At 73.8% G+C, this 24,000-nt stretch carries 20 protein-coding genes; 9 read left to right on the forward strand and 11 right to left on the reverse strand.

The genetic code is table 11. From position 1 onward, the window contains the following. Positions 1–33: 33 nt before the first annotated feature. Together EXE59_RS16100 and EXE59_RS16105 are read right to left on the reverse strand one after the other, a co-directional pair. Positions 34–1,599, reverse strand: coding sequence for a peptide chain release factor 3 (locus tag EXE59_RS16100; protein ID WP_135839806.1), 1,566 nt, complete (start codon positions 1,597–1,599; stop codon positions 34–36). A 9-nt stretch (positions 1,600–1,608) separates the two neighbouring features. Continuing rightward, positions 1,609–2,835: an ROK family transcriptional regulator gene (locus tag EXE59_RS16105; RefSeq protein ID WP_135839807.1), complete on the reverse strand. Its 1,227-nt coding sequence runs from the start codon at positions 2,833–2,835 to the stop codon at positions 1,609–1,611. A gap of 89 nt (positions 2,836–2,924) precedes the next feature. On the opposite strand from EXE59_RS16105, the gene zwf reads away from it, so the two are divergent. The 4 genes from zwf to EXE59_RS16125 are packed head-to-tail and all read left to right on the forward strand — an operon-like array spanning position 2,925 to position 8,242. Beyond that, on the forward strand, positions 2,925–4,403 hold the full coding sequence (gene zwf / locus EXE59_RS16110; protein WP_135839808.1) for a glucose-6-phosphate dehydrogenase: 1,479 nt from the start codon (positions 2,925–2,927) through the stop codon (positions 4,401–4,403). Then, the gene (gene edd / locus EXE59_RS16115) at positions 4,400–6,295 is read left to right on the forward strand and encodes a phosphogluconate dehydratase (protein WP_135839809.1); all 1,896 of its coding nucleotides are present in this window, start codon (positions 4,400–4,402) and stop codon (positions 6,293–6,295) included. Before zwf ends, edd begins: the two co-directional genes overlap by 4 nt. Next, a complete protein-coding gene (eda, locus tag EXE59_RS16120) occupies positions 6,279–6,932 on the forward strand; it encodes a bifunctional 4-hydroxy-2-oxoglutarate aldolase/2-dehydro-3-deoxy-phosphogluconate aldolase (protein ID WP_246056828.1) in 654 nt (217 codons plus the stop codon). The genes edd and eda overlap by 17 nt, the downstream gene beginning before the upstream one ends. A 38-nt stretch (positions 6,933–6,970) precedes the next feature. Beyond that, positions 6,971–8,242 carry a glycoside hydrolase family 16 protein gene (locus tag EXE59_RS16125; RefSeq protein ID WP_135839810.1) on the forward strand — a complete coding sequence of 424 codons (1,272 nt, stop codon included), beginning with the start codon at positions 6,971–6,973 and terminating at the stop codon, positions 8,240–8,242. A 52-nt stretch (positions 8,243–8,294) separates the two neighbouring features. On the opposite strand, the gene EXE59_RS16130 is transcribed toward EXE59_RS16125, so the two are convergent. Both EXE59_RS16130 and EXE59_RS16135 read right to left on the reverse strand, forming a co-directional pair. Beyond that, entirely contained in the window at positions 8,295–8,558 is a 264-nt protein-coding gene (locus EXE59_RS16130; protein ID WP_135839811.1) for a hypothetical protein, read from the reverse strand. Between the two features lie 57 nt (positions 8,559–8,615). Beyond that, entirely contained in the window at positions 8,616–9,875 is a 1,260-nt protein-coding gene (locus EXE59_RS16135; RefSeq protein ID WP_135839812.1) for an MFS transporter, read from the reverse strand. A 146-nt stretch (positions 9,876–10,021) separates the two neighbouring features. Here EXE59_RS16135 and EXE59_RS16140 point away from each other — a divergent pair, with 146 nt between their 5' ends. The 5 genes from EXE59_RS16140 (at position 10,022) to EXE59_RS16160 (ending at position 14,525) form a co-directional block, all read left to right on the forward strand. Then, on the forward strand, positions 10,022–10,462 hold the full coding sequence (locus tag EXE59_RS16140; RefSeq protein ID WP_135839813.1) for a fluoride efflux transporter FluC: 441 nt from the start codon (positions 10,022–10,024) through the stop codon (positions 10,460–10,462). Further along, complete coding sequence (gene crcB, locus EXE59_RS16145) at positions 10,459–10,830, forward strand: fluoride efflux transporter CrcB (RefSeq protein WP_135839814.1); 372 nt, start codon at positions 10,459–10,461, stop codon at positions 10,828–10,830. Before EXE59_RS16140 ends, crcB begins: the two co-directional genes overlap by 4 nt. A 47-nt stretch (positions 10,831–10,877) precedes the next feature. Continuing rightward, the gene (locus tag EXE59_RS16150) at positions 10,878–12,443 is read left to right on the forward strand and encodes a hypothetical protein (protein ID WP_135839815.1); all 1,566 of its coding nucleotides are present in this window, start codon (positions 10,878–10,880) and stop codon (positions 12,441–12,443) included. Further along, positions 12,440–13,678: a polysaccharide biosynthesis protein gene (locus EXE59_RS16155; protein WP_135839816.1), complete on the forward strand. Its 1,239-nt coding sequence runs from the start codon at positions 12,440–12,442 to the stop codon at positions 13,676–13,678. Before EXE59_RS16150 ends, EXE59_RS16155 begins: the two co-directional genes overlap by 4 nt. 148 nt (positions 13,679–13,826) lie before the next feature. Beyond that, on the forward strand, positions 13,827–14,525 hold the full coding sequence (locus EXE59_RS16160; RefSeq protein WP_135839817.1) for a hypothetical protein: 699 nt from the start codon (positions 13,827–13,829) through the stop codon (positions 14,523–14,525). On the opposite strand, the gene EXE59_RS16165 is transcribed toward EXE59_RS16160, so the two are convergent. Genes EXE59_RS16165 through EXE59_RS16195 form a run of 7 tightly spaced genes read right to left on the reverse strand, consistent with a single transcriptional unit; the run spans position 14,491 to position 23,904 of the window. Continuing rightward, positions 14,491–15,243 (reverse strand): class I SAM-dependent methyltransferase, encoded by a 753-nt coding sequence (locus EXE59_RS16165; RefSeq protein WP_246056830.1) that lies wholly within the window; start codon positions 15,241–15,243, stop codon positions 14,491–14,493. The two genes, EXE59_RS16160 and EXE59_RS16165, sit on opposite strands and share 35 nt — an antisense overlap. Further along, positions 15,216–16,406: a dTDP-4-amino-4,6-dideoxygalactose transaminase gene (rffA, locus tag EXE59_RS16170; RefSeq protein ID WP_135839818.1), complete on the reverse strand. Its 1,191-nt coding sequence runs from the start codon at positions 16,404–16,406 to the stop codon at positions 15,216–15,218. The genes EXE59_RS16165 and rffA overlap by 28 nt, the downstream gene beginning before the upstream one ends. Positions 16,407–16,442: 36 nt before the next feature. Continuing rightward, a complete protein-coding gene (locus tag EXE59_RS16175; RefSeq protein WP_135839819.1) occupies positions 16,443–17,189 on the reverse strand; it encodes a sulfotransferase family protein in 747 nt (248 codons plus the stop codon). Beyond that, entirely contained in the window at positions 17,186–18,136 is a 951-nt protein-coding gene (locus EXE59_RS16180; RefSeq protein ID WP_135839820.1) for a glycosyltransferase family 2 protein, read from the reverse strand. The genes EXE59_RS16175 and EXE59_RS16180 overlap by 4 nt, the downstream gene beginning before the upstream one ends. A gap of 58 nt (positions 18,137–18,194) precedes the next feature. Beyond that, positions 18,195–21,605, reverse strand: a complete 3,411-nt coding sequence (locus EXE59_RS16185; RefSeq protein ID WP_135839821.1) for an error-prone DNA polymerase — start codon at positions 21,603–21,605, stop codon at positions 18,195–18,197. A 15-nt stretch (positions 21,606–21,620) separates the two neighbouring features. Beyond that, on the reverse strand, positions 21,621–23,213 hold the full coding sequence (locus EXE59_RS16190) for a DNA polymerase Y family protein (protein ID WP_135839822.1): 1,593 nt from the start codon (positions 23,211–23,213) through the stop codon (positions 21,621–21,623). A gap of 7 nt (positions 23,214–23,220) precedes the next feature. Further along, entirely contained in the window at positions 23,221–23,904 is a 684-nt protein-coding gene (locus EXE59_RS16195; RefSeq protein ID WP_135839823.1) for a hypothetical protein, read from the reverse strand. Positions 23,905–24,000: the final 96 nt, after the last annotated feature.

Consider the following 24,000-nt stretch of genomic DNA (forward strand, 5'->3'; position numbering starts at 1 on the left):
GGCGGGCGGAGGTCAGGACGGAGGCCCGGGGTCTCAGCTCCCGCCGGCGGGCAGCGCCTCGAGCATGATGTCGGGGTTGTCACGAGCCGTGACCTGCGCGCGCCACTGGTCGACGAAGAGCGCCAGCCGGGTGCCGTCGCTGCGCTCGAGCACCTCGACGCCGCGCTTGCCGGCCAGGGCGGCGGCGCCGGCGGCGTCGGTGCGCCGGGCGACCTGGTAGTCGAGGCGCGAGAACCGGATCGGTGAGTTGAACTCGTTGGTCATCCGGTCCTCGACGACCTCGAACTGCATCGGCCCGACGGCCGCGAGGACGGGGTTCTGGTCGCCGCGCAGGTCGGAGCGCAGCACCTGCACCACGCCCTCCTGGTCGAGCTGCTCGATGCCGCGCCGGAACTGCTTGTAGCGGCCGATGTCGCCGGCACTGGCGGTGACGAAGTGCTCGGGCGCGAAGCTCGGGACGGGCGGGTACTCGATAGGGTCGCCGACGTAGACCGTGTCGCCGACCCGCAGGGACTGGGCGTTGACGAAGCCGATGATGTCGCCGGGCTCGGCGCTCTCGACGGCTGCGGTGTCGCGGCCGAACACCGACTGGGCGAACTTCGTCGCGAACGGTCGGCCGCTGCCGGCGTGGGTGACGACCATCCCGCGCTCGAAGGTCCCGGACACGACGCGGGCGTAGGCGAGCCGGTCGCGGTGCGCGTTGTTCATGCCCGACTGCACCTTGAAGACGAACGCGCTGAACTCGTCGCCGACCTTCCGCACGGAGCCGTCGACACCCTCGGTCGGGCTGGGGTCGGGCGCGATGTCCAGCAGCAGGTCGAGCAGCTGGGCGACGCCGAAGTTCTGCAGCGCCGAGGCGAACATGACCGGGGTGGTCTCGCCGGCGAGGAACCGCGCCTGGTCGTGGTCGGCCTCGTCGAGCTCGAGCAGCTCGTGCTCCTCGACGGCGGTGGCCCAGGGAAGCGCGTCGGCCTCCTCGACCTCCTCGGCAGCCATCCGACGCTCGGGTGCCCGGGTGGCGCCGCCGGCCGTGCGGGTGTACTTCACGAACTCGCCGGTGCGGCGGTCGATCACCCCGCGGAAGTCGCCGGCCTCGCCGACCGGCCAGGTCAGAGGAGTGGGCCGCAGCTTGATCTTCTCCTGGATGAGGTCCATCAGCTCGAGGGCCGACAGGCCGGGGCGGTCCCACTTGTTGATGACCGTCATGACCGGGATGCCGCGCAGCGCGCAGACCTTGAACAGCTTGAGGGTCTGCGGCTCCAGCCCCTTGCCGGCGTCGACCAGCATCACCGCGGAGTCCACCGCGGACAGTACGCGGTAGGTGTCCTCGGAGAAGTCGCTGTGGCCGGGGGTGTCGACGAGGTTGATCACGTGGTCGCGGTAGACGAACTGCAGTGCGGCCGACGTGATCGAGATGCCGCGGGCCTTCTCCATCGCCATCCAGTCCGAGACCGTGGCGCGGCGGTCGCCCTTGCCGTGGACGGCGCCGGCCTCGGTGATCACCCTGGCGTGGAGCGCGAGTGCCTCGGTGAGGGTCGACTTGCCCGCGTCGGGGTGGCTGATGACGGCGAACGTACGGCGGGGGCGGGTGTCGGGCACCGCGTGAACCTACCCGGCCTGGCGCGCCAGTGCGGAGTCGACGGCACGCGGTGAGAGCACGGAGTCGAGGGCCAGGCGCACGCAGCCGACCAGCCCGGCGCGGTCGCCGTACGCTGCGGGGACGATCTGGAGGTCCCGGCCGGCGAGTGCGGTGGTGGCGCTGAAGACGCCCTCGCGCAGTCCGGCCGAGAACGTGTCGAACGCGCCCGCCATGTCGCCGCCGACGACGACGGTGCGGGGGTTGAGGACGGTGACCGTCGCGGCGAGCGCCTCACCGATGTGGCGACCGGACTCGCGTACGACCGAGCGCGCGCGACCGCTGCCGCGGCCGGCGGCGGCGACCAGGTCGCGGACGTGGTGGACGTCCTCGCCCTCCGCCTGCAGTCGCTCCACCAGCGCCCAGCCGCTCGCCACGGTCTCCAAGCACCCGATCTCGCCGCACCGGCAGCGGAGCCTGGCGGCGGCAGGCACCTTCACGTGGCCGAGCTGTCCGGCGGCGTCGCGGTGCCCGCGGACCAGCTGGCCGTCGGCCACGATCGCGAGGCCGACGCCGGTCGAGGCCTTGAGGACGAGCGCCTCGTCGTGCGCGTGCACGGTGGGCTCGACGTCCGCGCCCGCGAGGGGCATCTGCGACAGCGCCATGACCCGCATGTCGTTGTCGAGCGTCAGCGGCGCGTCGGTGACCTGCCGGAGCCACGGGGCGAGCGGCACGCCGTCCCAGCCGGTCAGCGCCGGTGAGTCGACGCTCATCGCCCGGGCGGGGTCCACGGCGCCGGCCAGTGACATCCCGACCCCGCGGACGTCCCGGCCGCCGCGACCGAGGTCGCCGAGCAGCTGCTCGAGCCGGGCGACGACCAGGGGCATCAGGACGTCCGGCCCCTGGCCGGTCTCCTGGTCGAGGCTGGCCGAGGCGAGCTCGGTGCCGTCGAGCGCGCACACCGACAGCTGCGAACGGCTGCGGCCCACCGCGACGGCCAGGACGAGACCGGCGTCGCGGTTGAGGACGAGCGTGGTGGCGGGCCGTCCTCCCGTCGCGGACTCCTCCTCGCCCTCGAGCACGAGGCCGGCGTCGGCCAGGGCCGCGAGCCGCGCGTTGACGGCCGTTCGGGACAGGCCGGTGGCCCGCCCCAGCGCGCCCCGGGTCGCGGCCCGGCCGGAGCGGATGAGGGCGAGGACCTCGCCGGCGGTGGCGGCTGGACTGAGGGGGGCGGCAGCCGGCGCGGAAGTGGTCGTCATGGTGCCGCGATTGTGGCACTCCCAAATATGTCTTGAAAAGACGTAAGTTCCGTTGCATCGGGACGGAAGCATCCGTACGGTGGTGCGCCATGGACGTGCTCACCCCGGTCGACCCCTGCGACTTCACCGTCTTCGGCGGCACCGGCGACCTCGCACTGCGCAAGCTGCTGCCCGCGCTCTACCTGCGCGACCGCGACGGCCAGCTGCCCGACGGCTTCCGGGTGGTCGGCGTCTCGCGCGCCGAGGTGGACGACGCCGGCTACCGCGCCCTCGTGGCCGACGCGCTGCGCGTCCACGTCGCCGCAGCCGACCTGGACGCGCCCGTCGTGGAGCGGCTGCTCGCCCGGCTGCACCACGTCACGCTCGACATCGAGGACGTGGCCGCCTGGCACCAGCTCCACGACCGGCTCAAGGACGGTGCCGCCTCCGACGACGTCATCCGGGTCTTCTACCTCGCCGTCGCGCCCGGCCTCTTCGGCACCATCTGCGAGCACCTCGACGAGGCAGGGCTCGTCACCGCGCGCTCCCGCGTGGTGCTGGAGAAGCCGATGGGCAGCGACCTGGCGACCGCGCAGCAGGTCAACGCCGCGGTCGGTCGCGTCTTCGACGAGTCGAGCATCTTCCGCATCGATCACTACCTCGGCAAGGAGAGCGTGCAGAACCTGCTGGTCACCCGGTTCGCCAACACCTTCCTCGAGCCGCTGTGGAACAGCCGGTGGGTCGACCACGTGCAGATCACCGTCTCGGAGTCGCTCGGCGTCGGCGAGCGTGGCTCCTACTACGACCGCTCCGGCGCGCTGCGCGACATGGTGCAGAACCACCTCCTCCAGCTGCTGTGCCTGGTGGCGATGGAGCCCCCGACGTACGTCGACCGCGAGACGGTGCGCGACGAGAAGCTCAAGGTGCTCCAGGCGCTGCGGCCCATGACGCCGGAGCTCGTCGACCGCGACACCGTCGCCGGCCAGTACGCCGCCGGGCTCTGCGAGGGCCGCCCCGCGGCGTCGTACGCCGACGAGGTCGGGCACGCCAGCAGCACCGAGACGTTCGTGGCGATCAGGACCGAGGTGCAGAACTGGCGCTGGGCGGGCGTTCCGTTCTACCTGCGGACCGGCAAGCGGATGCCCGAGCGGGTCTCGGAGATCGTGGTGGTCTTCAAGGAGCCGCCGCACGCGATGTTCCCGCACAGCGAGGGCCCGACCGAGGCCAACCGCCTGCACATCCGCGTGCAGCCCGACGAGGGCATGCGCCTGCACATGACGGCCAAGGAGCCCGGCCCCGGCGGCATCCGGCTGCGGCCGGTGTCGCTCGACCTCAGCTATGCCGCCGCCTTCGGCACCCGCTCGCCCGACGCGTACGAGCGCCTGCTCATGGACGTCGTGCGCGGCAACACCACCCTGTTCATGCGCCGCGACGAGGTCGAGGCCGCGTGGACGTGGGTCGCCCCCATCCTCGAGCGCTGGTCCCAGCCCTCGCACCGCCCCCGGAAGTACCCGGCCGGCACGCACGGTCCCGTTGCCGCCGTCACGCTCCTCGAGCGCGACGGCCGATCCTGGCAGGAGACAGAATGAGCACCCCCAGCAAGCCCGGCATCCACCCGGTGGTCGCCGAGGTCACCGATCGCATCACGCGGCGCAGCGCCGCCACCCGCACGGCCTACCTCGCCCGCACCGACGCGGCGATCGACAAGGGCACCGCGCGCGGCAGGCTCGCCTGCGCCAACCTCGCCCACGGCTTCGCCGCCGCCGAGGAGCCGGTGAAGTCCGGCCTGCGGTCGGGTCGCAAGCCCAACGTGGCGATCGTCTCGGCGTACAACGACATGCTCTCCGCGCACCAGCCCTTCCGCGACGTGCCCGAGGTGCTGAAGAAGTCGATCATCCGCGCAGGCGGCCTCGCGCAGTTCGCCGGTGGCGTTCCGGCGATGTGCGATGGCATCACGCAAGGTCGCGCGGGCATGGAGCTCTCGCTCTTCAGTCGCGACCTCATCGCCATGTCGACCGCCGTCGCGCTCTCGCACGACATGTTCGACGCCGCGATGATGCTCGGCGTCTGCGACAAGATCGTCCCCGGCCTGCTGATCGGGGCCCTGTCCTTCGGCCACCTGCCGACCGTCTTCGTGCCGGCCGGCCCGATGCCCTCGGGCCTGCCCAACGCCGAGAAGGCGCGCGTCCGCCAGCTCTACGCCGAGGGCAAGGTCGGTCGCGAGGAGCTGCTCGAGGCCGAGTCGCAGTCCTACCACTCGGCCGGCACGTGCACGTTCTACGGCACGGCCAACAGCAACCAGATGCTGATGGAGGTCATGGGCCTGCACCTGCCCGACGCGACCTTCGCCAACCCGGGTACGCCGCTTCGCGCGGCGCTGACCCGCGCGGCGGGGGAGCGTACGGTCGCCATCACCGCCGCGGGCGGCGAGCCGACCCCGGTCGGCCACCTCGTCGACGAGAAGGCGATCGTCAACGCCTGCGTCGCGCTGCTCGCCACCGGTGGGTCGACCAACCACACGATGCACCTGGTCGCGATCGCCGCCGCGGCCGGCATCACGCTCACCTGGGACGACCTGTCCGACCTGTCGGCGGCCGTCCCGCTGCTGACCCGGATCTATCCCAACGGCTCGGCCGACATCAACCACTTCGTCGCCGCGGGCGGCACGCCGTTCCTGGTGCACACGCTGCTCAAGCACGGCTACCTCCACGACGACGTGCTCACGGTCTCCGGGCGTGGCCTCTGGCGGCACACCCGCGAGGCGCGCCTCGACGGCGCGGGGGAGCAGGCCGGGATCGTCTGGGAGGAGGGGCCGAAGTCCTCCCTCGACACCGACGTGCTCCGGCCGGCCGACGACCCCTTCGCCCCCGACGGGGGCCTGCGGATGCTGTCGGGCCGTCTCGGCCGCGCCGTGGTCAAGACCTCGGCGGTCAAGCCCGAGCACCGCGTGGTGACCGCGCCGGCGATGGTCTTCGACGACCAGGCCGACTTCCTGGCCGCCTTCGCCGAGGGCCGCCTCGACGGACGCGACCTCGTGGCCGTGGTGCGCTACCAGGGCCCCGCCGCCAACGGGATGCCCGAGCTGCACAAGCTGATGCCTGCCCTCGGCGTGCTCCAGGACCGCGGCCAGCGGGTGGCGGTGGTCACCGACGGCCGGATGTCCGGCGCGTCCGGCAAGGTGCCCGCCGCCATCCACGTCACGCCGGAGGCCGCGCTCGGCGGTCCGCTGGCCCGGGTGCGCGACGGCGACCTCGTCACCGTCGACGCCGGGACCGGGGTGCTCGAGGTCGAGCTGGCCGACGCCGAGTTCGAGCGTCGCGAGGCCACCGGCCGGGCGCCGCACGACGTCGAGTGGGCCGGCACCGGGCGCGAGCTGTTCTCCGGGTTCCGCGCCATCGTCGGCACCGCCGAGACCGGCGCCAGCGTCATCCGTCCCCTGCCCGCCCCCACCGAGGAGGCCCCCGTTGTCCAGCACGTCTGACGTCCAGGCACGCCCTGTGCCCGCATCGCTGCTGTCGCTGGTGCCCGTGGTGCCGGTGGTCGTGCTCGACGACCTCGCCCACGCCGTACCGGTGGCGCGCGCGCTCGTCGTCGGCGGCCTGCCGGTCATCGAGCTCACCCTGCGCACCCCGGTCGCGCTCGACGCCATCGCGGCGATCGCGGCCGACGTCCCCGAGATCCTCGTCGGCGCTGGCACCATCACCTCGCCCGAGCTCGTCGGACGGGCCGTCGACGCGGGCGCGCAGTTCCTGGTGTCGCCCGGCACGACCCCAGGGCTGCTGCGGGAGCTGGCCGGCTCGGGCGTCCCGTTCCTGCCCGGCACCGCCACGGTCTCCGAGGCGATGGCCGTGCTCGAGGCGGGCTTCTCGGAGATGAAGTTCTTCCCCGCCGAGGCCTCGGGCGGCGCGGCGTACCTGAAGTCGCTCGCCTCGCCGCTGCCGGCCGCCCGGTTCTGCCCGACCGGCGGCATCACCGCGACCTCCGCACCGGCGTACCTCTCACTGCCCAACGTCGGCTGCGTGGGCGGGTCCTGGCTCACCCCGGCCGACGCGCTCGCCGCCCGTGACTGGGACCGCGTCGCCACGCTGGCGCGGCAGGCCGCGGCGCTCGGGGCCTGACCCGACAACCAAACCGGGGACAGTGGCATCCCAGTGGCATGCCTCCCCGATCTCTGCTCCCTGCGCGACTCCTCCGTGCGGCGACCGCGCTCGTCCTCCCGGCCTCCCTGCTCGCCTGGTCGGGGACGGCCACGGGTGAGGTGACCGCCTCCGCCGCCGCGGCCGAGGAGGTGCCCGCGAGCGTCTCGGTGCGCGCCACCCGCCACCAGCGGATCCGCCTGGAGGCGCTGCCGCAGGTCGTGCAGCCGGGCGGTCGGGTCGCCAGCCCGGACGCGGCGCGTACGGCCGTGACGGCCTCCCTGCGACCGGTCCGCCCGGGTCGGCGCGTCCAGCTGCAGGTGCGCGAGGACCACGGCGCGGACCTGCCCGCGACGTGGCGCGCGGTCGCGGTCACCCGGCAGGACCGCTGGGGGAGGGCGCAGTTCGGGACCGCCGCGTCCGAGGGTGGCGAGGCACTGACCTACCGCGTCAAGGCGATGGCGTCGGGGCGGACCGGCCCGATGAAGAGCAACCCGGTCAGCACCGCGCGCTGGCTGCGAGCGACGTGGACCGACGAGTTCTCCGGCTCCCACCTCGACCCGGTGTGGAGCCACCGCGGACGCGAGTACGCACCCACGAGCCGGCGCTCCTGCGCGAAGGGCGACCCCCGCGCGGTCAGCGTCGGCGGTGGGACGGTGCGGCTCAGCGTCATCGCGGACCCCGACGCCACCGGCCGGTGCCGCATCCGCAGCCGCGACGCGCGACCCGGCCGCTTCGCGTACCGCCTCAACGGCCACATCGGCACGGAGGGTGCCTTCTCGTTCCGCTACGGCGTCGCCGCGGCGCGCGTGAGGTTCCACCGCCTCCGTGGGCAGCACGGCGCCTTCTGGATGCAGCCCGTCGACGGGATGTACCCCGGTGCGGCCGGCAACGAGATCGACGTCGTCGAGTACTTCGGCGACCGCCACCCCCAGGGCGGCCTCGCGTCCTTCATGCACCGCTACGAGGGCAAGCGCCGCGTCCCGTCGGGCGGGTGGATCCCGAACTCGCGCTCGTTCCTCAGCGGCCGTCACGACGGCTGGTCGAAGAACTACCACGTCTTCTCCGTGGAGTGGACGCCCCGGCAGCTCGTCTTCCGCATCGACGGCAAGGAGACCGGCCGGCTGCGCGGCAAGATCTCCGCGGTGCGCCAGTTCCCGATCCTCAGCCTGCTCGCGGCCGACTACGAGATCCCCAAGATCGGCGAGCGCCGCCTGCCCCAGCACCTGTACGTCGACTGGGTGCGGGTGTGGGAGACGGGAGACTCGCGGCCACCCGGGACGTCGAGGTGAAAGGCTTCGCATTCACACGTGTCGGGGCCGGCGCCCAGAGCCAGCCGAGGCGTCAGCCCCGGCCGCGCAACCCCCGGTAGAGGTCGATCTCGCTGCGCAGCCGGTGGGGGAGCGGCACCCCGGCCTCGGCGAGCGCAGCGGCGTACGCGTCGAGCGCGTCGAGCAGTGTCTGGCGCAGCTGCTGCTGCTCCGCGAGCCGCTTGTCGTGCCGTGCGGTCTCGAGACGAGCGCGCGCCGAGTGCACCTCGTCCAGCAGCACCGTCAGGTGCTCGTGCCGACCCGGGTCCGAACGTCGTCCTGCGTACAACCTGGCCATCCGACCTGCCCAGCGGGGCTGCCGCGGGGGTGCAGCAGCGTCGTGGACCCGTCCAACCTACCCGGTCCGGACGGCCTCGGTGCCCGAAACGACGGCGGGCGGGTCCGCGACGACGGGCGCCGCCGCCGCACGCAGGCGCCGCTGCTGGGTGGTCATCAGCGCCACGGCGAGGACCGTGGCGCCCACCGTCACCGCGAAGGCCGACGTCGAGCCGGACTCGTCGGCCAGGCGCCCGGCGAGGCTCGAGCCCAGCGCGTAGCCCAGCCCGGTCGCACTCGCGAGCGTCGTCATCGCGGCGCCCACGCGGGCCGGCGCCACCACGCGCTCAGCGAGGGAGAACACGGCGATCATGTAGGGCGCGACGGCGACACCGAGGACCAGCACGGTCATCGTCGTGGTGGCGAGCGAGTCCACCACGAGCAGCGGCAGCGACAGGGCGAGCAGTGCCCACGACGCCGCCAGCGCGCGCAGCTCGTGACCGATCCGCTCGGGCACGTACGCCGTGGCGAGGCCGGCGACAGCGCTGCCGACGCCGAGGGTGGCGTGCACGAGACCAGCGGTGCCCGGCGTACCGGCGTCGGTGGCGAGGACGGTCGCGCCGGTCTGGGTCGCGCCGAAGAGCATGCCGATCGAGACCTGGGCGCCGACCAGCACCAGGTATGCAGCGCCCAGCAGCCGGCCGGAGCCGACGGGCCGCTCGGCGGCATGGGTGAGACGGGCCGAGGGGTCGAGCGCGAAGGCGGACCCGAACACCGCGAGCAGCACGGCGGCGAGAAGCATCGCCCCGCCGGGGGAGAAGGCCGCGACGGACAGTCCGACGAGTGCGGGACCGATGGCGAAGGAGGCCTCGTCGGCAGCGCCCTCGTAGGAGAACGCCGCATCGACGAGACGACGTTGGTGCGCGCCGGTGGCCCGCGTCATCGGTCGCCACCTGACCCGGGCGAGCGGGCCGACCTGCGGGAGGACCAGGCCGGTGGCCGCGGCGGTGAGGACCAGGGTCGTCGGCGCGGCGTCGCCGCCCACGACGGCGACGAGCAAGGCGAGTCCGGTGGCGCCCAGCAGTGACTGGACGAGCACGACGGGGCGCTGGCCGACACGGTCGGCGAGCGCCCCGGCGACCGGTGCGCCGACGGCGTTGGCGACGGCGAGCGCACCGGCGCTCAGTCCGCCGAGGCCGTAGCTGCCGGACGCGGTCGAGACGAGGAGGAGGGTGCCGAGCTGGCTCATCGCCAGCGGGAGGCGGCCGACGAACGCCACCAGGACGTAGGTCGGGCCGGCGAGGCGGAGCAGTCGTCGGTAGGAGGCGAGAGGGGTCACGAGGGTCCTTCGGGGTGCGTCGATACGACGCGCCGAACCCACCTCCAAGACGCGTTGAACCCTCTGCTGCCACGATTCTACGGATCGTGGGTCCGGCCCGGGCAATCGCCGCGCGGCCGCGTCCAGCGGCTACAGTTCACGCCGCGATGGAGAACGACGAGAAGCGGCCCCGCGGACCGTTGCACGCCGACGTGCTGGCGGTGATCAGCGCCGGAGGCTCGCTCGGGAGCCTCGGTCGCTGGGGTGTCGGTGAGCTGCTGCCGTGGTCGGGCACGACCTTCCCCTGGGCGACCTTCGTGGTCAACGTCTCCGGCGCCCTCGCCCTCGGCGTGCTGATGGTCTTCGTGCTCGAGGTGTGGCGCCCGCACCGCTACGTCAGGCCGTTCGTCGGGATCGGCGTCCTCGGCGGCTGGACGACGTTCTCCACGTACGCCCTCGAGGCGCGCGACCTGCTCGCCGCCGGGCGGCCGGCCACGGCCTTCGCCTACGTGGGCGGGTCGCTGGTGGCCGGGCTCGTCGCGGTGTGGCTCGGCATCCTCGCGGCGCGCCTGCTGGTGCCCTCGTCGCACCAGGAGGTGCCCTGGTGACGGTCCTGGTGGTCGTGCTCGGCGGGGCGATCGGCGCTCCGCTGCGCTACCTCGCGGACGTGTTCGTGCAGTCCCGGCACGACAGCGACTTCCCGTGGGGCACCTTCACCGTCAACATCGTCGGCTCCCTGGTCCTCGGTGTCACCGCCGCCGCGGTCGTCGAGCTCGGCTCCCCGCCGTGGGTGCTGGCGTTCGTCGGCACCGGGATCTGCGGTGCCCTGACGACCTTCTCCACGTTCGGCTACGAGACCGTCCGCCTGCTCGACGAGGGATCGGTCCTTGCGGCCGCGGCGAACAGCGTCGCGAGCATCGTGGTCGGGCTCGGAGCGTGCGCGGGCGGCTTCGCGGTCGCGTCGACGCTCCTGTGACACCCGTCGTTCACGAGTCGAGCACCCGCCTTCCGTAGGGTGTGCGCGTGTCCCCACGACCCGACCGGCCCGACACCGACCGGCGCGGCGGGGACCGGACGTACGGCCTGCGCGACCCGCTCGTCCTCGTGGTGGGCCTGGTGTCGGCGGCTGTCTACGTGCTGCACGGCTTCCACGGCGTCCTGACGCGCGACCTCGGGATCTACAGCTATGCCGGCCAGCGGGTCGCCGACGGCGTACCTCCTTATCTAGGGGTCCTCAACCGCGCCGGGCCGCTCGCCCACGTGCTGCCCGGGGTCGGCGCGCTCGTCGCCCGCGCCGGCGGGCTGGACGACGTGGTCACCATGCGCGTGCTCTTCATGCTGATGGCCACGGCGGCCGTGTGCCTGGCCTACCTCCTCGGCCGAGACCTCTTCCGCTCCCGGGCCGCCGGCCTGGTGACCGCGAGCGCGATGCTCGCCTTCCACGGGTTCATCAACTACGCCTCCAACGGCCCGCGCGAGAAGACGCCGATGGCGCTGTTCGTGCTCGGTGCGATGTGGGCGGTGACCCATCGCCGCTGGTTCACCGCGGGCGTCCTGACCAGCCTCGCCACGCTCTGCCTCCAGACGGCCTTCTTCAGCACCTTCGCCGCCGTGGTGGTCGCGGTGCTGCTGCTCGCGCACGGCGAGCGGCTGCGGTCGCTCGCGAAGGTCGCGGCCGGCGGACTGGTGCCCGTCGTCGTCCTGGGCGTGTGGTTCGCGCTCGCCGGCTCGCTGCGCGCGACGTACGACGGCTTCTACGGCATCAACCGTCGCTACACGGTGCCCAACCCGCTCTCCGCCGATCGCGAGCTGGTCTGGGAGGACCTGCAGGCCGCCTACGGCGTGTCGGTCTGGCTGCTGCTGGCCGGACCGGTGCTCCTCGCGCTGGTCTCCCTGGCCGCGGTGTCGCGTCGCGCCCGGACCGCCCAGCCGGGGCTGGTGGCGCTGCCCGCCATGACCGCCGGCCTCGCCGCCGGGCTGTGGTGGATCCTGCAGGAGTACGACGCCTGGGCCGACCTCTTCCCCATCCTGCCGTTCGCCGCGCTCGGCCTCGGGGCGGCGTACGCCGTGGCGGCCCAGCGGCTGGCGCCGAGGTGGCAGGTGGCCACGGCGGGCGTGCTCGCCGGAGCGGCGGTGGTGGTCGCGCTGACCTACGCCCTGACCAGTCGCGAGGACTCGCTGGACGACCAGCGCGAGGCGACGGATGCGGTGCTCGCGACCCTCCCGGAGGGGGCGACGATCACGTCGATCGAGGCGCCGCAGCCGCTGGTGCTGACCGGCCGCACCAACCCCACGCGCTACCAGATGTTCCGCAGCGGGCTCCAGGACTACATGGAGGACACCTGGCCGGGCGGGCTCGTCGGGTTCCAGGCCGACCTGGTCGCCGAGGAGCCCGACCTCGTCGCCGTGGGCGAGACGGTCTCGCAGCGCTGGCGGGCGTCGCTGCAGCCCGAGTACGTGTACGTCGGCAGCGCACCGCTCTGGGACTGGTACGCCCGGGACTCCCTCGGCGAGGACGCGATCGCGGACCTGCGGGACGCCGCCGGCTTCGACCCCGACGACCCCCTCGCCGAGCCGCTGGCGCCATGAGCGACCCCCGCCGGACCTCGATGCTGCTCGCCGCCGGCTCGGTGGTGAGCGGTGTCCTGGCCTACGTGCTCTTCGCGCTCGTCACCCGCGGCCTGGGCGCGGTCGCCGCCGCGCCGGTCGCGGTGCTCTGGACGGTGTGGGCCCTCGCCGGTGCGGCCTTCACGTTCCCGTTGCAGCACTGGATCACCCGGTGCCTGACGGCCGGTCGCGAGGACGAGGTCCGGAGCTCGGCCTCCCGGGTGGGGGCCGTGGTCGCAGGCGCGGCCCTGGCGGCCGGCGGCCTGTCGTGGATCGCGGGTGCACGGCTCTTCCAGCGCGAGGACGCGGCCTTCCCGGTGCTGGTCGTGCTCGTGCTGGTCGGCTCGGCCGCCGTCGGGGTGCTGCGGGGCGGCCTGGCCGGTCGCGGCCGGATGGCGGCGGTCGCGTGGAGCCTCGTCGCGGAGAACGCGCTGCGCTGCGTGCTGGTCGGCGTCCTGCTCCTGGCCGGCGTGCACGACCCGGTCGCGCACGGGCTGTGCCTGGTCGCCGGGTCGCTGGTCGCGCTGTGGCCGGGCGCCTGGCGGTTCGAGGCGGCAGCCGGGGGACGGGCCGGCTCCCTGGCGTTCCTGGGCGGAGCGGCCACTGCCCAGCTGCTGGCGCAGGGCGTGCTGACCGGTGGCGCGGTCGTGCTGGCGCTGGTCGGCGGCTCGCCCGCGGAGGTCACGGCGATGTTCGCGACCCTGGCCCTGTTCCGCGCCCCCTACATGGTCGTGCTCGGCACGCTGCCCCAGGTCACCCACCACGTCACCGGGCTCGTCGTCGCCGGCGAGCACCGTACGCTCCGCTCCCTCGCGCGGCGCCTGGCGGTGCTCGGCACCGGGACCGTGGCGGTGGGCACGGTCCTCGGCCTGGCCGTCGGACCGCTGCTCGTGCGCGGTGTCTTCGGCTCCACCGTCGACATCGGCACGGGCGTCGCCGGGGTGGTCGCCGCAGGCTGCGCGCTCGCGCTGGTCAGCGTCGTCCTCATGGTGGGCGCCCTCGCGCTGGACCGCCCGGGCCGGGTCGCCGGAGCGTGGGGCCTCGCCGTCGTCGCCGGCGCGACCGTGCTGCTGGTGACCGCGGTCGGGCCGGTCGAGCGCGTCGCCTACGCGTTCCTCACGGCCGAGGTCGTCGCGACCGTGCTCCTCGCAGCGGCGGCCTCCTCGGTGCTCAGGGACGGGCGGGCCGGCCGCGCGCGCCGGGTCGAGCCGCGCTGATCGGGCTCGTCGCCGAGCGGAGGGACCGCGATCCGCGGGTGCATCGACCGAAAGTACGAGAGACACCGACTCCGAAGCCGATTCGCCCGGGGGCGGTGTCGGCGATCGTGCTGTGACCGGTCATCCGAGGGCGACGAAGGAGCATGAGATGAGATCAGAGCAGGTGGTCGGCGCGACGTCGATCGCGTTGGCGGCGTCGTTGCTGACCCAGAACGCGGTCCTGATCTGTGCCGGGGCGCCCGGCTTCGGGGACCCGATCGAGGACGTGCTCGCCTTCCACGCCGACAACCGGGGCGCGGTCGCGATCGCGGTCGGCTCAGAGGCGCTGAACCTGCCGCTGCTGCTCGGGCTCGTGACCGGCCTGCACGGGCTCGTCGGGCGCCGCGGGGGGCTGGGCGCGGACTGGTCGCGCCTGGCGGTGGCCGCGGGCGCGGCACTCTCGGCGATCTTCGCGCTCTACAGCGTCCTGTGGATCGGAGTCGTGCTGTCGGCCGGAGACCTCGCCGGGCCGAGCCCGGTGCTCGAGCTCGCCTGGCAGCTCCACGCAGCAGCGTTCGCGCTCGCGCTGCCTGCGCTCGGCACCACCTTCGTCGGCGCTGCGCTGGCGGCGCACGCGAGCGGGCTGACTGCGGGGTGGCAGCGTGTGCTCGGCCTGGCCGGGGGAGGCCTGCTGCTCGCCGCCGGGGTCGCCGGCCTGGCGATCGCCGACGGCTCGGCGCTCCTGTTCGTGGGGATGCCCGGCTACGCCGCCTGGCTCGTGTGGCTGCTCGCGACCGGCGTACGGCTGCTGCGCGCCCGGTCCGCCCAGGCAGTCACCCAGCGCCGGGTCGCGACGCCTGCGGCTTGACGGCCGCGACCAGCACCGACGAGCCGAAGGGCAGGTCGCGGCGGCGCAGGACGCGCGCCTCGGCGCGGCACATGCCCATGAGCGCCCGGTCCACGCCCGGGGAGACCTCGGGCAGGCGCGCGTCGCCCGGACGTGCCGGACGCACCCGCCGGGCCAGTCGCTCGGCGGCGAAGAGCGGGAACACGCCCGCGAAGGCGTACGTCGCCCGCAGCACGCGCATCCCGGAGCCCTCGACCAGGTCGACGAACGCCGGTCGCGTGTAGCGGCGGTGGTGGCCCGCGCGTACGTCGTGGTCCGACCAGGCCCACTGGTAGGCGGGGACCGAGAGCAGCATCCGGCCGCCCGGCGCCAGCACACGCGCGAGCTCGGCGACGGCGCGGGCGTCGTCGGCACAGTGCTCGACGACGTCGAAGGCCGAGACCACGTCGAAGGTCGCGTCGGCGAAGGGCAGCTCGGTCGCCGAGCCGACGACGCCCTCGCCCGGCCGCAGGCCCTCGGGGAACAGGTCGAGGCTGACGTGCTGCTGCTCACCGCGCATCCAGCCGACGCTGGGCGCGTCTGCACTGCCCACGTCGAGGGTGCGAGCAGGCGCGGCGAGGTGCGGCGACATCACGGCGTCCAGCAGACCGGTCCGGGCGCGGTGCCACCAGTAGCCGTCGCAGCGCAGCGACGACGAGCCGGGCTGGGCGCTCACCTGGTCGGCAGGGTCGAGGTGCACGCATCGACGAACGTGGCCACCACCCGGTCGACGTCGGGCTCGGACAGGTCGTTGTAGAACGGCAGGCGCAGCAGCCGGTCGCTGATGTCCTGGGAGACCGGGCACTCGGTCGGTCGTACGGCGAACCCGCGGCCCGCGTCGGAGGAGTGGAGCGGCTGGTAGTGGAACGTCGCCTGCACGCCGGCCTTGCGCATCAGCTCCAGGACGTCGTTGCGCCGGTCGCGGTGCGGCAGGAGCACGTAGTACATGTGGTGGGCGGGCTGCCGGTCCTCCGGCACCCGCATCACCTCGAAGTCCAGCTCCCCGGTCAGCGGCGTGAGCGCCGCCTCGTAGCGCTCGTGCAGGTGGCGGCGCCGCCCCTGCACCAGCTCGCGCTGCTCGAGCTGGCCGAGAAGGAAGGCGGCCAGGACGTCGGAGAGCCCGAACGACGAGCCGGTGTCCTTCCACGTGTACTTGTCGACCTGGCCGAGCATGAACGCGTGGCGGTTCGTGCCCTTGTCGTAGAGCACCCGGGCGCGGTCGACGTCCTCCTCGTCGTTGAGGACGAGCGCGCCGCCCTCCCCGCAGACGAAGTTCTTGGTCTCGTGGAAGCTCAGGGTGGCGTACCTCCCGAGGCTGCCGAGCGGCTCGCCGCGCCAGGACCCGAACAGTCCGTGCGCGTTGTCCTCGACCAGGCGTACGTCTGGCCACGCGGCCAGGACCTCGCGGATCCCCTCGACGTCGCAGGCGACCCCCGCGTAGTGGACGATCACGACAGCGCGCACGTGCTCGTCGAGCAGCGTGGCGAGGTGCGCGGGGTCGAGGCCGAGCGTGCGGGGCTCGATGTCGCAGAAGAGCAGGCCGGCCCCCTGCCGCGCGAAGGCCAGCCCCGTGCTGGTGAAGGTGAAGGACGGCACGATCACCGTGTCGCCCTCCTGCAGGTCCATGAGCATCGCCGAGAGCTCGAGGGCGGAGGTGCAGGAGGTGGTCATCAGCACCTCAGGGGAGCCCGTGGCGGCGGCCAGGATCTCCGCGGTGCGGCGCGCGAAGGACCCTCCCGAGGAGAGGTGGCCGCTCCTGACGGCCTCCTGCACGTGGTCGAGCTCGCGACCCACCACCGACGCGAGGTTGAACGGTACGTCCCGGGGCTCGCCCTGCTGGTCGTCGATCTCGTGCTGTGCCATCGCCGGCACCTCCTTCTCGTCACTGCTCGCCACGACTCACCATGGCAACGGCCTGCCCAGCAGGGTGGCCAGCTGTGCGTTGCTCTCCTCGAAGTACCCCGTGAGCGTCCTCCTCACGCCTGGATCCAGCGTCGGCGCGTCGCCTGCGCTCGCGTTGACCGCGTCGGGCGGCGCCGGCGTACGTCCCGGGTCGAGGCCGAGGGCCCCGACGAGCGCGGGCAGCGCGCCGCGGTCTCCCAGCAGCTCCTCGAGGAGGACGACCCGCGTGGTCGTGGGGAACGTGGCGACCCACGGCGCGAGCTGCTCGGCGTAGCGACCCCGCCGCACGTAGGCGTAGGGGGACACCGACGACAGCTGCGGGTCCCAGGGCTGGTCGTCGCGGAGGTCGGCGAGCAGGGCCTCCTCGAGGTCCCGGGTCTCGAGACCGTTGGCGGTGCTGAACCGCCAGTGCGACACCGCCCGGCGCACCGGGTCACGGAGCAGCGCCACCACCTCGGCCCCGCCCAGCACCTCCGCGGCCCGTGACGGGGCGTCGGGGTCCTCGAGGTAGCTGGTGCTCTTGTCGCCGAGCAGCTCCTCGTCGCGGACATGCGCGAACCACGTGCGGTGGTACCAGTCCGAGCCCTTCGCGGTGAGCGCGGCGTCGCAGAAGACCTTGGGCTCCGGGGGTGACGGCCGGGCCATCGCGACGTCCGGGTGGTCGTCCAGGACCCGGCTGAGGAACGTCGTGCCGCAGCGCTGGGCGCCGACGAGCAGGAGGTGGCGATGGTCGCACCCGCTCACGAGGAGACCCTCCGCGCGACGTGGTAGGAGCTCACGGTGCTGACCGCGTCGAGGGTGCGTACGACGTACTCGCCCAGCATCGACAGCAGCATGATGACGAAGCCGTTGAGGACGGCCAGCAGCACCGCGATCGTCGTCCATCCCGGCACCTCCGAGTCCACGAAGAGCGAGCGGACGAGGTAGAAGAGGCCGAGGAGGAAGCTGCCGCCGGCCACCGCGAAGCCGACACCCGCGGCGGCCCGAAGGGGGAAGACCGAGTAGCTGAAGAGGATGGTCAGCACGAGGGAGGCGATGCGCCGCAGGCCGTAGTTGCTGGTGCCGACGGGGCGCGCGTCGTGCCGCACCAGCACGTCGGCGGGATCGCTGGAGAACATCAGCGCCTGACCGGTGATGTAGGGGTGGGCGGTGCGGGCGCTGCAGATCCGCTCCACGACGTCACGGCTCAGGATGCGAAAGTTGGACACCGCGAGACCGGGCGGCTGGTTGAAGACGCGGCGGTTGATCATGCTGATCACCCGGCTCCCCAGCCGTCGGTGGCCGCGGGCCTGCTTCTGCTCGAAGCGACCGAAGACGACGTCGTGGCCATCCATCGCCTTCTCGATCAGCAGAAGTGCCTGGTCGGGCGGATTCTGCAGGTCGTCGTCGAGGGTGATGACGTAGTCACCGGTCGCCTCACGCATGCCGGCGAGGTTGGCGTGGTGCTGGCCGTAGTTGCGCAGCAGGTCGAGCGCGACGACGTGGGGCGAGCTCCGGGCGCGCTCCGAGATGACGTCCCAGCTCGCGTCGCGGCTGCCGTCGTTGACCAGGACGACCTGGTGGCGCAGCCCCGCGCGCTCAAACACGTCGAGTACGGCGTCGATGGTCCGACCGACGACGTCCTGGCTGTTGTAGACCGGGATGACGAGGGAGTAGGAGTAGTCGGAGGCTTGCATCGGGGTGTCGACCACGCTTCGAGCATAGGGTCACGCGGTGACGCGCGCCCCACCCCTCGGCACAGGCACGGGGTCAGCGGAAGTCACGCGACGACGCCCGCGCCTGGAGCACCGCCCCGGCGCCCGGCACGACCACGTCGATGCCCTCCACCCGGTCGGCGACCAGGTTGGTGACGCCCTCGTTGCGCTCGAGCCGTCCGCGCACGACCACGGCGACCCGGTTGCGGGCGGCCCGTCGGTGCGCCTTCATCACCCCGATCGAGCAGACGACGTTGAGCATGCCCGTCTCGTCCTCGAGGTTGAGGAAGGTGACGCCCATCGCGGTGCCGGGGCGTTGCCGGTGGGTGACCAGGCCGCCGACGTGCACCCGGCGGCCGGCCTCCGCCGTGGCGAGCTCGGCGACCGAGCGGATCCCGGCACGGCGGAGTTCGTCGCGCAGGTGCTCGAGGGGGTGCCGCTCCGGCGAGACGCCGGTGGCCCAGAGGTCGGCCAGGGTGACCTCCGGCTCGCTCATCGCGGGCAGGGTCGGGGGTGGCGTCGTCGGGGTGGTGCCAGCCAGGTGCCCGGGACCCTCGGCGAAGCCGGCCGCCCACAGCGCCTCGCGCCGGCCGAGGCCCCACGCGTCGAAGGCGCCCGCGGTGGCCAGCGCCTCCAGCTGCGCCGACGTCAGTCCCGCGCGACGGGACAGGTCGGTGATGTCGGAGAACGGCGCCTCCTCGCGTGCGGCGACGATGCGGCGCGCCACGTCGAGCCCGATGCCGCGCACCGAGTCCAGCCCGAGGCGTACGGCGAGGTGGGCGTCGCGGCGGTGGGCGGGCACCGGGTCGGGGGTCCCGGGGACCCATTCGACCCTCTCGAAGCGCGGGCGGCAGCACGCCTCGAGCCCGGTCGCGGCGACCGGGCCCGGCACCACCCCTTCGAGGTCGGCCTGTGCGGCGGACCGGGTGACGTCGGGGCGGCGTACGTCGACACCGTGGCGGCGTGCGTCACCCACGAGCGACTGCGGGGAGTAGAACCCCATCGGCTGGTTGCGCAGCAGCCCGGCCAGGAACGCCGCGGGGTAGTGCAGCTTGAACCAGGACGAGGCGTAGACCAGCAGGGCGAACGACAGCGCGTGGGACTCGGCGAAGCCGAAGTTGGCGAAGGACAGGATCTTGACGTAGATCGAGTCGGCCAGCTCGCCGGTGATGCCGCGCCGCGACATGCCGTCGTAGAGCTTGGCCTTGACCGACTCGATGCGCTCGACGCCGCGCTTGGAGCCCATCGCGCGCCGCAGGAGGTCGGCGTCGTCCCGCGTGCAGTCGCCGAGGGTGACCGCCATCGCCATCAGCTGCTCCTGGAACAGGGGCACGCCCTTGGTGCGCTCGAGCACGGGGACGAGCTCGGGGTGGTCGTAGGTCACCGGCTCCTGCCCGGTGGCGCGGCGGACGTAGGGGTGGACGGCCCCGCCCTGGATCGGACCCGGACGGATGAGCGCGATCTCGATCGCGAGGTCGTAGAACTCGCGCGGCCGCAGCCGCGGGAGCGTGCCGATCTGGGCCCGGCTCTCGACCTGGAAGACCCCGATCGAGTCGGCGCGACAGAGCATGTCGTAGACCGCGGGCTCCTCCTTGGGCATGGTCGCGAGGTCCCACTCCTCACCGAGGTGCTCGGCGACCAGCCGCATCATGTGGTCGAGGGCGCCCAGCATCCCGAGGCCGAGCAGGTCGAACTTCACCAGCCCCATCGACTCGCAGGCGTCCTTGTCCCACTGGAGGACGGTGCGCCTGTCCATGCGGGCGCGCTCGATGGGGCAGACCTCGCCGATCGGCCGCTCGGTGAGCACCATCCCGCCCGAGTGGATGCCGAGGTGGCGCGGCGCCCCCATCAGCTCCTCGGCGAGCGCGACCACCGGCGCCGGCACGTCGTGGGCGTCGGGGTCGCCCTGGTCGCCGGCCACGACGGACCTCCACCCGTCGATCTGCTTGGACCAGGCGTCCTGCTGCCCGGGGGAGAAGCCGAGCGCCTTGGCGGCGTCGCGCACCGCCATCCGGGGGCGGTAGGCGATGACGTTGGCGACCTGGGCGGCGTTGCGGCGGCCGTAGGTGTCGTAGACCCACTGGATGACCTCCTCGCGCCGGTCGGAGTCGAAGTCGACGTCGATGTCGGGCTCCTCGTCGCGGTGCGCGGAGATGAACCGCTCGAACGGGAGCCGGTAGAAGACTGCGTCGACCGCGGTGATCCCGAGGGCGTAGCAGACCGCGGAGCTCGCGGCCGACCCGCGGCCCTGGCAGAGGATCTTCCGCCCACGGGCGAAGGCGACGATGTCGTGGACGATCACGAAGTAGCCGGCGAAGTCCTTCTCGGCGATGATCCGCAGCTCGTGCTCGAGCCGCTCGCGGGCCTCGGCCTCGTGGGGGACGCCGGCGTACCTCTCGGCGAAGCCGCGCTCGGCCAGCACCCGCAGCCACGAGTCGGCGGTGTGGCCCTCGGGGATCTGGCGCTTGGGCAGGGCAGGGGAGGCCTTGTGCAGGTCGAAGGCGAGCTCGTCGGCGAGCGAGACGCTGCGGGCGACGGCCCGGCGCCCGACGTCGCCGGCGTGGGCCGCCAGCGCGGTGGCCGTCTCGGCGCCGCTGCGCAGGTGGGCGGAGCCCGACAGGTCGAGCCAGCCGTCGAGCTCGGCGAGGCTGCGGCGCGAGCGTACGGCGGCCATCGCGGAGGCCAGCCGGTGGCGCTGGGGGGTGGCGTGGTGGACGTTGCCGGCCGCGACGACGTCGAGGCCGTGGACGCCGGCGAGCCGGGCGAGCGAGGAGTTGGCAGTGTCGGCGCCGGGGCGCGGGGACAGCTCGACGAGGACGTGCTCGAGGCCGAAGAGCGACGTCAGCCGGTCGAGGGCCTCGGCGGCCGCGGACTCGCCCTCCGACGCCAACGCCTGTGGGACGGTGCCCTTGCGACAGCCGGTGAGCACCACCCAGTGCCCCCGCCCCTGCTCGCCGAGCTCGTCGAGGTCGTAGACGGGACGGCCCTTCTCGTCGCCGCGCAGGTGGGCCTCGGTCATCGCGGCGGCGAGCCGGTGGTAGCCCTCGACCCCGCGCGCGAGCACCAGCAGGTGGCTGCCCTCGGGGTCGGGCACGCCGGCCTGCGGTGCGGTGAGGCCGAGGGACAGCTCCGCGCCGAACACCGTGGGCAGGCCGTGGGCCGCGGCGGCCTCAGCCAGCATCGGGGCGCCGTAGAACCCGTCGTGGTCGGTGATCGCCAGCGCGTGCAGGCCGAGGCGTACGGACTCCTCGACGAGCTCGGCCGGGGAGCTGGCGCCGTCGAGGAAGCTGAAGTGGCTGTGGCAGTGCAGCTCGGCGTAGGGGGTCACCACGGCGGGACGCTCGATGGCACGCTGCTCCACGGCGGCGCGCTTGCGCCGCGACACGGGCGCGTCGTCCGCGCCCGGGAGCCCGCTGAGCCGGCGCTCGAGCTCCTTCCAGCTCATGGCGGGGTTGTTCCAGCCCATCAGCCCCTCCGCCCATCAGTCATAGCCCGCCTCCAGCGCCCAGCCGCCGGGTGCGCGAACGAGCAGCCAGGCGCGCCCGTCGGCACCGACGACCTGGAAGCGGGCCGTGGGCCCGGACCCGCCGGACCACCACCCCTCGTCGACCGGCCACGGCCCGGCCCACGCGGTGACGGGTTGCCAGGGCAGTCCCTGGCCGTCGCGATCGCCGCCGACGCGGAAGCGGCGCGGCTCGCCCGTGACCACGCCGCGATCGGTGACCCGCACGTCACGGCCCGACTCGTCCACGACCTCGGCGGCCGGCGGGGTGGCGAAGACCCGCACCGGCGCCGGTCCCGGCACCCGTCCGGGCCACGGCCGGTCGACCGGGCGCAGGTCGACGGCGCGCTCGCCCCACGGCACCAGGACCTGCCGGGCTGCCGGGCTGCGACCGCCCTGGAGCACCGGCCGCTGGACGGCGTCGAAGCCGACCATTCCCTGCACCCGCGCGACGCCGCGCTCGACGAGGTCGTCGGACGCCGATCCCCACAGGGCCTCGCCGTGCGCGGCGGCAGGCTCGACCACCTCGGGCACGAACCGCACCCGGTCGATCGGGGCGCGCACGGTGCCGGTGTCCTTGCGGGCGCGCAGCGAGCTGCCGCCCCGGCTCGTGGAGCCGGCGGACTGCAGCTGCCAGTGCACCCGGTCGACCAGGTCGCGGGCGCCGAAGTGGCGCGGGTGCAGCCAGGTGCGCGAGGAGCACACGACGCCGTCGGTCTCCGCCTCGACGCGCACCCCGGTCGCGACGAGCTGGTGGTGCGCCAGCTGCGTCACGAACCGCTCGGCGGTCGTGCGCACGCTGAAGGTGATCGCCTCGACGGAGTCGAGGGGCGGCTCGAACGCGACGTCGGCCTCCAGCTCGGGAGGAGGCGTACGGGCGGCGAAGAGCTCCCGGTCGTCGCCCCGCGCCCGTCGGTGCACGGCCGCTCCGTGGGCCCCCAGCCGCTGCGCCACCGCCTCGGCGGGCAGGTCGGCCAGGTCGCCCAGCGTGCGGAGCCCGAGTCGCTGCAGCAGCCCGACCAGGTCTCGACCGCGAGGTCCGTCGTCGGCGAGCACGTGGACCGGCAGCCCCCGCAGGAAGGAGGGGGATCCGCCCTCGGGCACGACGACCCACTGCTGCACCTCGGCGGTGCGGGCCGCCTGCTCGGCGGTGAAGAGGTCGTCGGCGATGCCGATGCGGACGTCCCAGACCTCGGCCTCGACCAGGGCCTGGCAGACGGTCGCCGCGGCGTCGGCCTCGGTGCCGTACCAGCTGCCCGGGGCGCGGACGGCGAGCAGGCCGGGGCGCAGCGCTGCCACTCCCGGGCGGAGGTCCTCCACGGTCGCCAGGACCGGCTCGAAGGCGCGCGCGTCGCGGTCGGGGTTGGCGGGCAGCAGCAGGAGCTCGGGACACCGGGCCTGGGCGTCGCGACGGCGCTGCCCCCGGCGTACGCCCTCGGCGCGGGCCGGACCGTTGCACACCTCCACGACGTTGGCCGCGAGCACGGCGGCGGGGGAGCGCGACGACCTCGCGGCATCCTCGAGCGCGGCGACCACCGACCAGTCGGGGCACCACACGACCATGACCCTCATGGCGCGCTCATCCCGACGCCCGTCGGAGCTCGCGCACCTCTGCCCCCTGCACCTCGGGCCAGGTCAGGTCCGCGCGCCGCGGCGGGCGCGCGCCGCGGCGCACGACCACGCGGGCGCGACGCTCCAGCAGCTGGCCGCTGCCGGCCAGCGGACCGGTCCAGCTCGACTCCTCGACGCTCAGGCGGGCCTCGGCCCGCGGCCAGGCGCCGTGGACGACGAGCACCGCGGACCGGGTGCGCAGGCGCGAGTCGAGGATGCCCGCCGTGCGCTCGTCGACGGAGGCGGGTGGCCGCAGGACCACCACGCGCAGCACGTCGACCAGCGCGGCCGTGACCTCCAGCCAGTGCTCACCGGGGTCGGGCACCAGCACCGTGCGGGCGAGGTCGATCCCGAGCTCGGCAGCGGCCTCGGCGCCGAAGTCGGTGCAGCCTGCGAAGCCGACCCACTCCCCTGCCCGGGACGCCCCGGCAGCCAGTGCGAGGGCCAGCGACGCCGTGTCGACGGAGTAGGTCGAGCCCGCGTGCATCGGGACCAGGTCGGCGATGCCGGGCAGGGTCGGGACCGGCTCGAGCGCAGGCCTGCGCTCCATCGCCGCGACCCGTTCGCGGAGCTGCTCGACCACCGATCGTCCCGGGTCGAGCCCCGGCGCCAGGCCCGACACGAGGTCGGTGACGGGGCGGGCGGAGGACATGTCCCCATGATCGAACATGCGTTCGAACGAGTCAAGCGAGAGGTGCGCTTGAGGCCCCTCCCGGGCGCGGCGTCGGTCGAGCCGCCCAGGGGATGC

Origin of the sequence: Nocardioides eburneiflavus (assembly GCF_004785795.1) — a bacterium.
Taxonomy (GTDB): domain Bacteria; phylum Actinomycetota; class Actinomycetes; order Propionibacteriales; family Nocardioidaceae; genus Nocardioides; species Nocardioides eburneiflavus.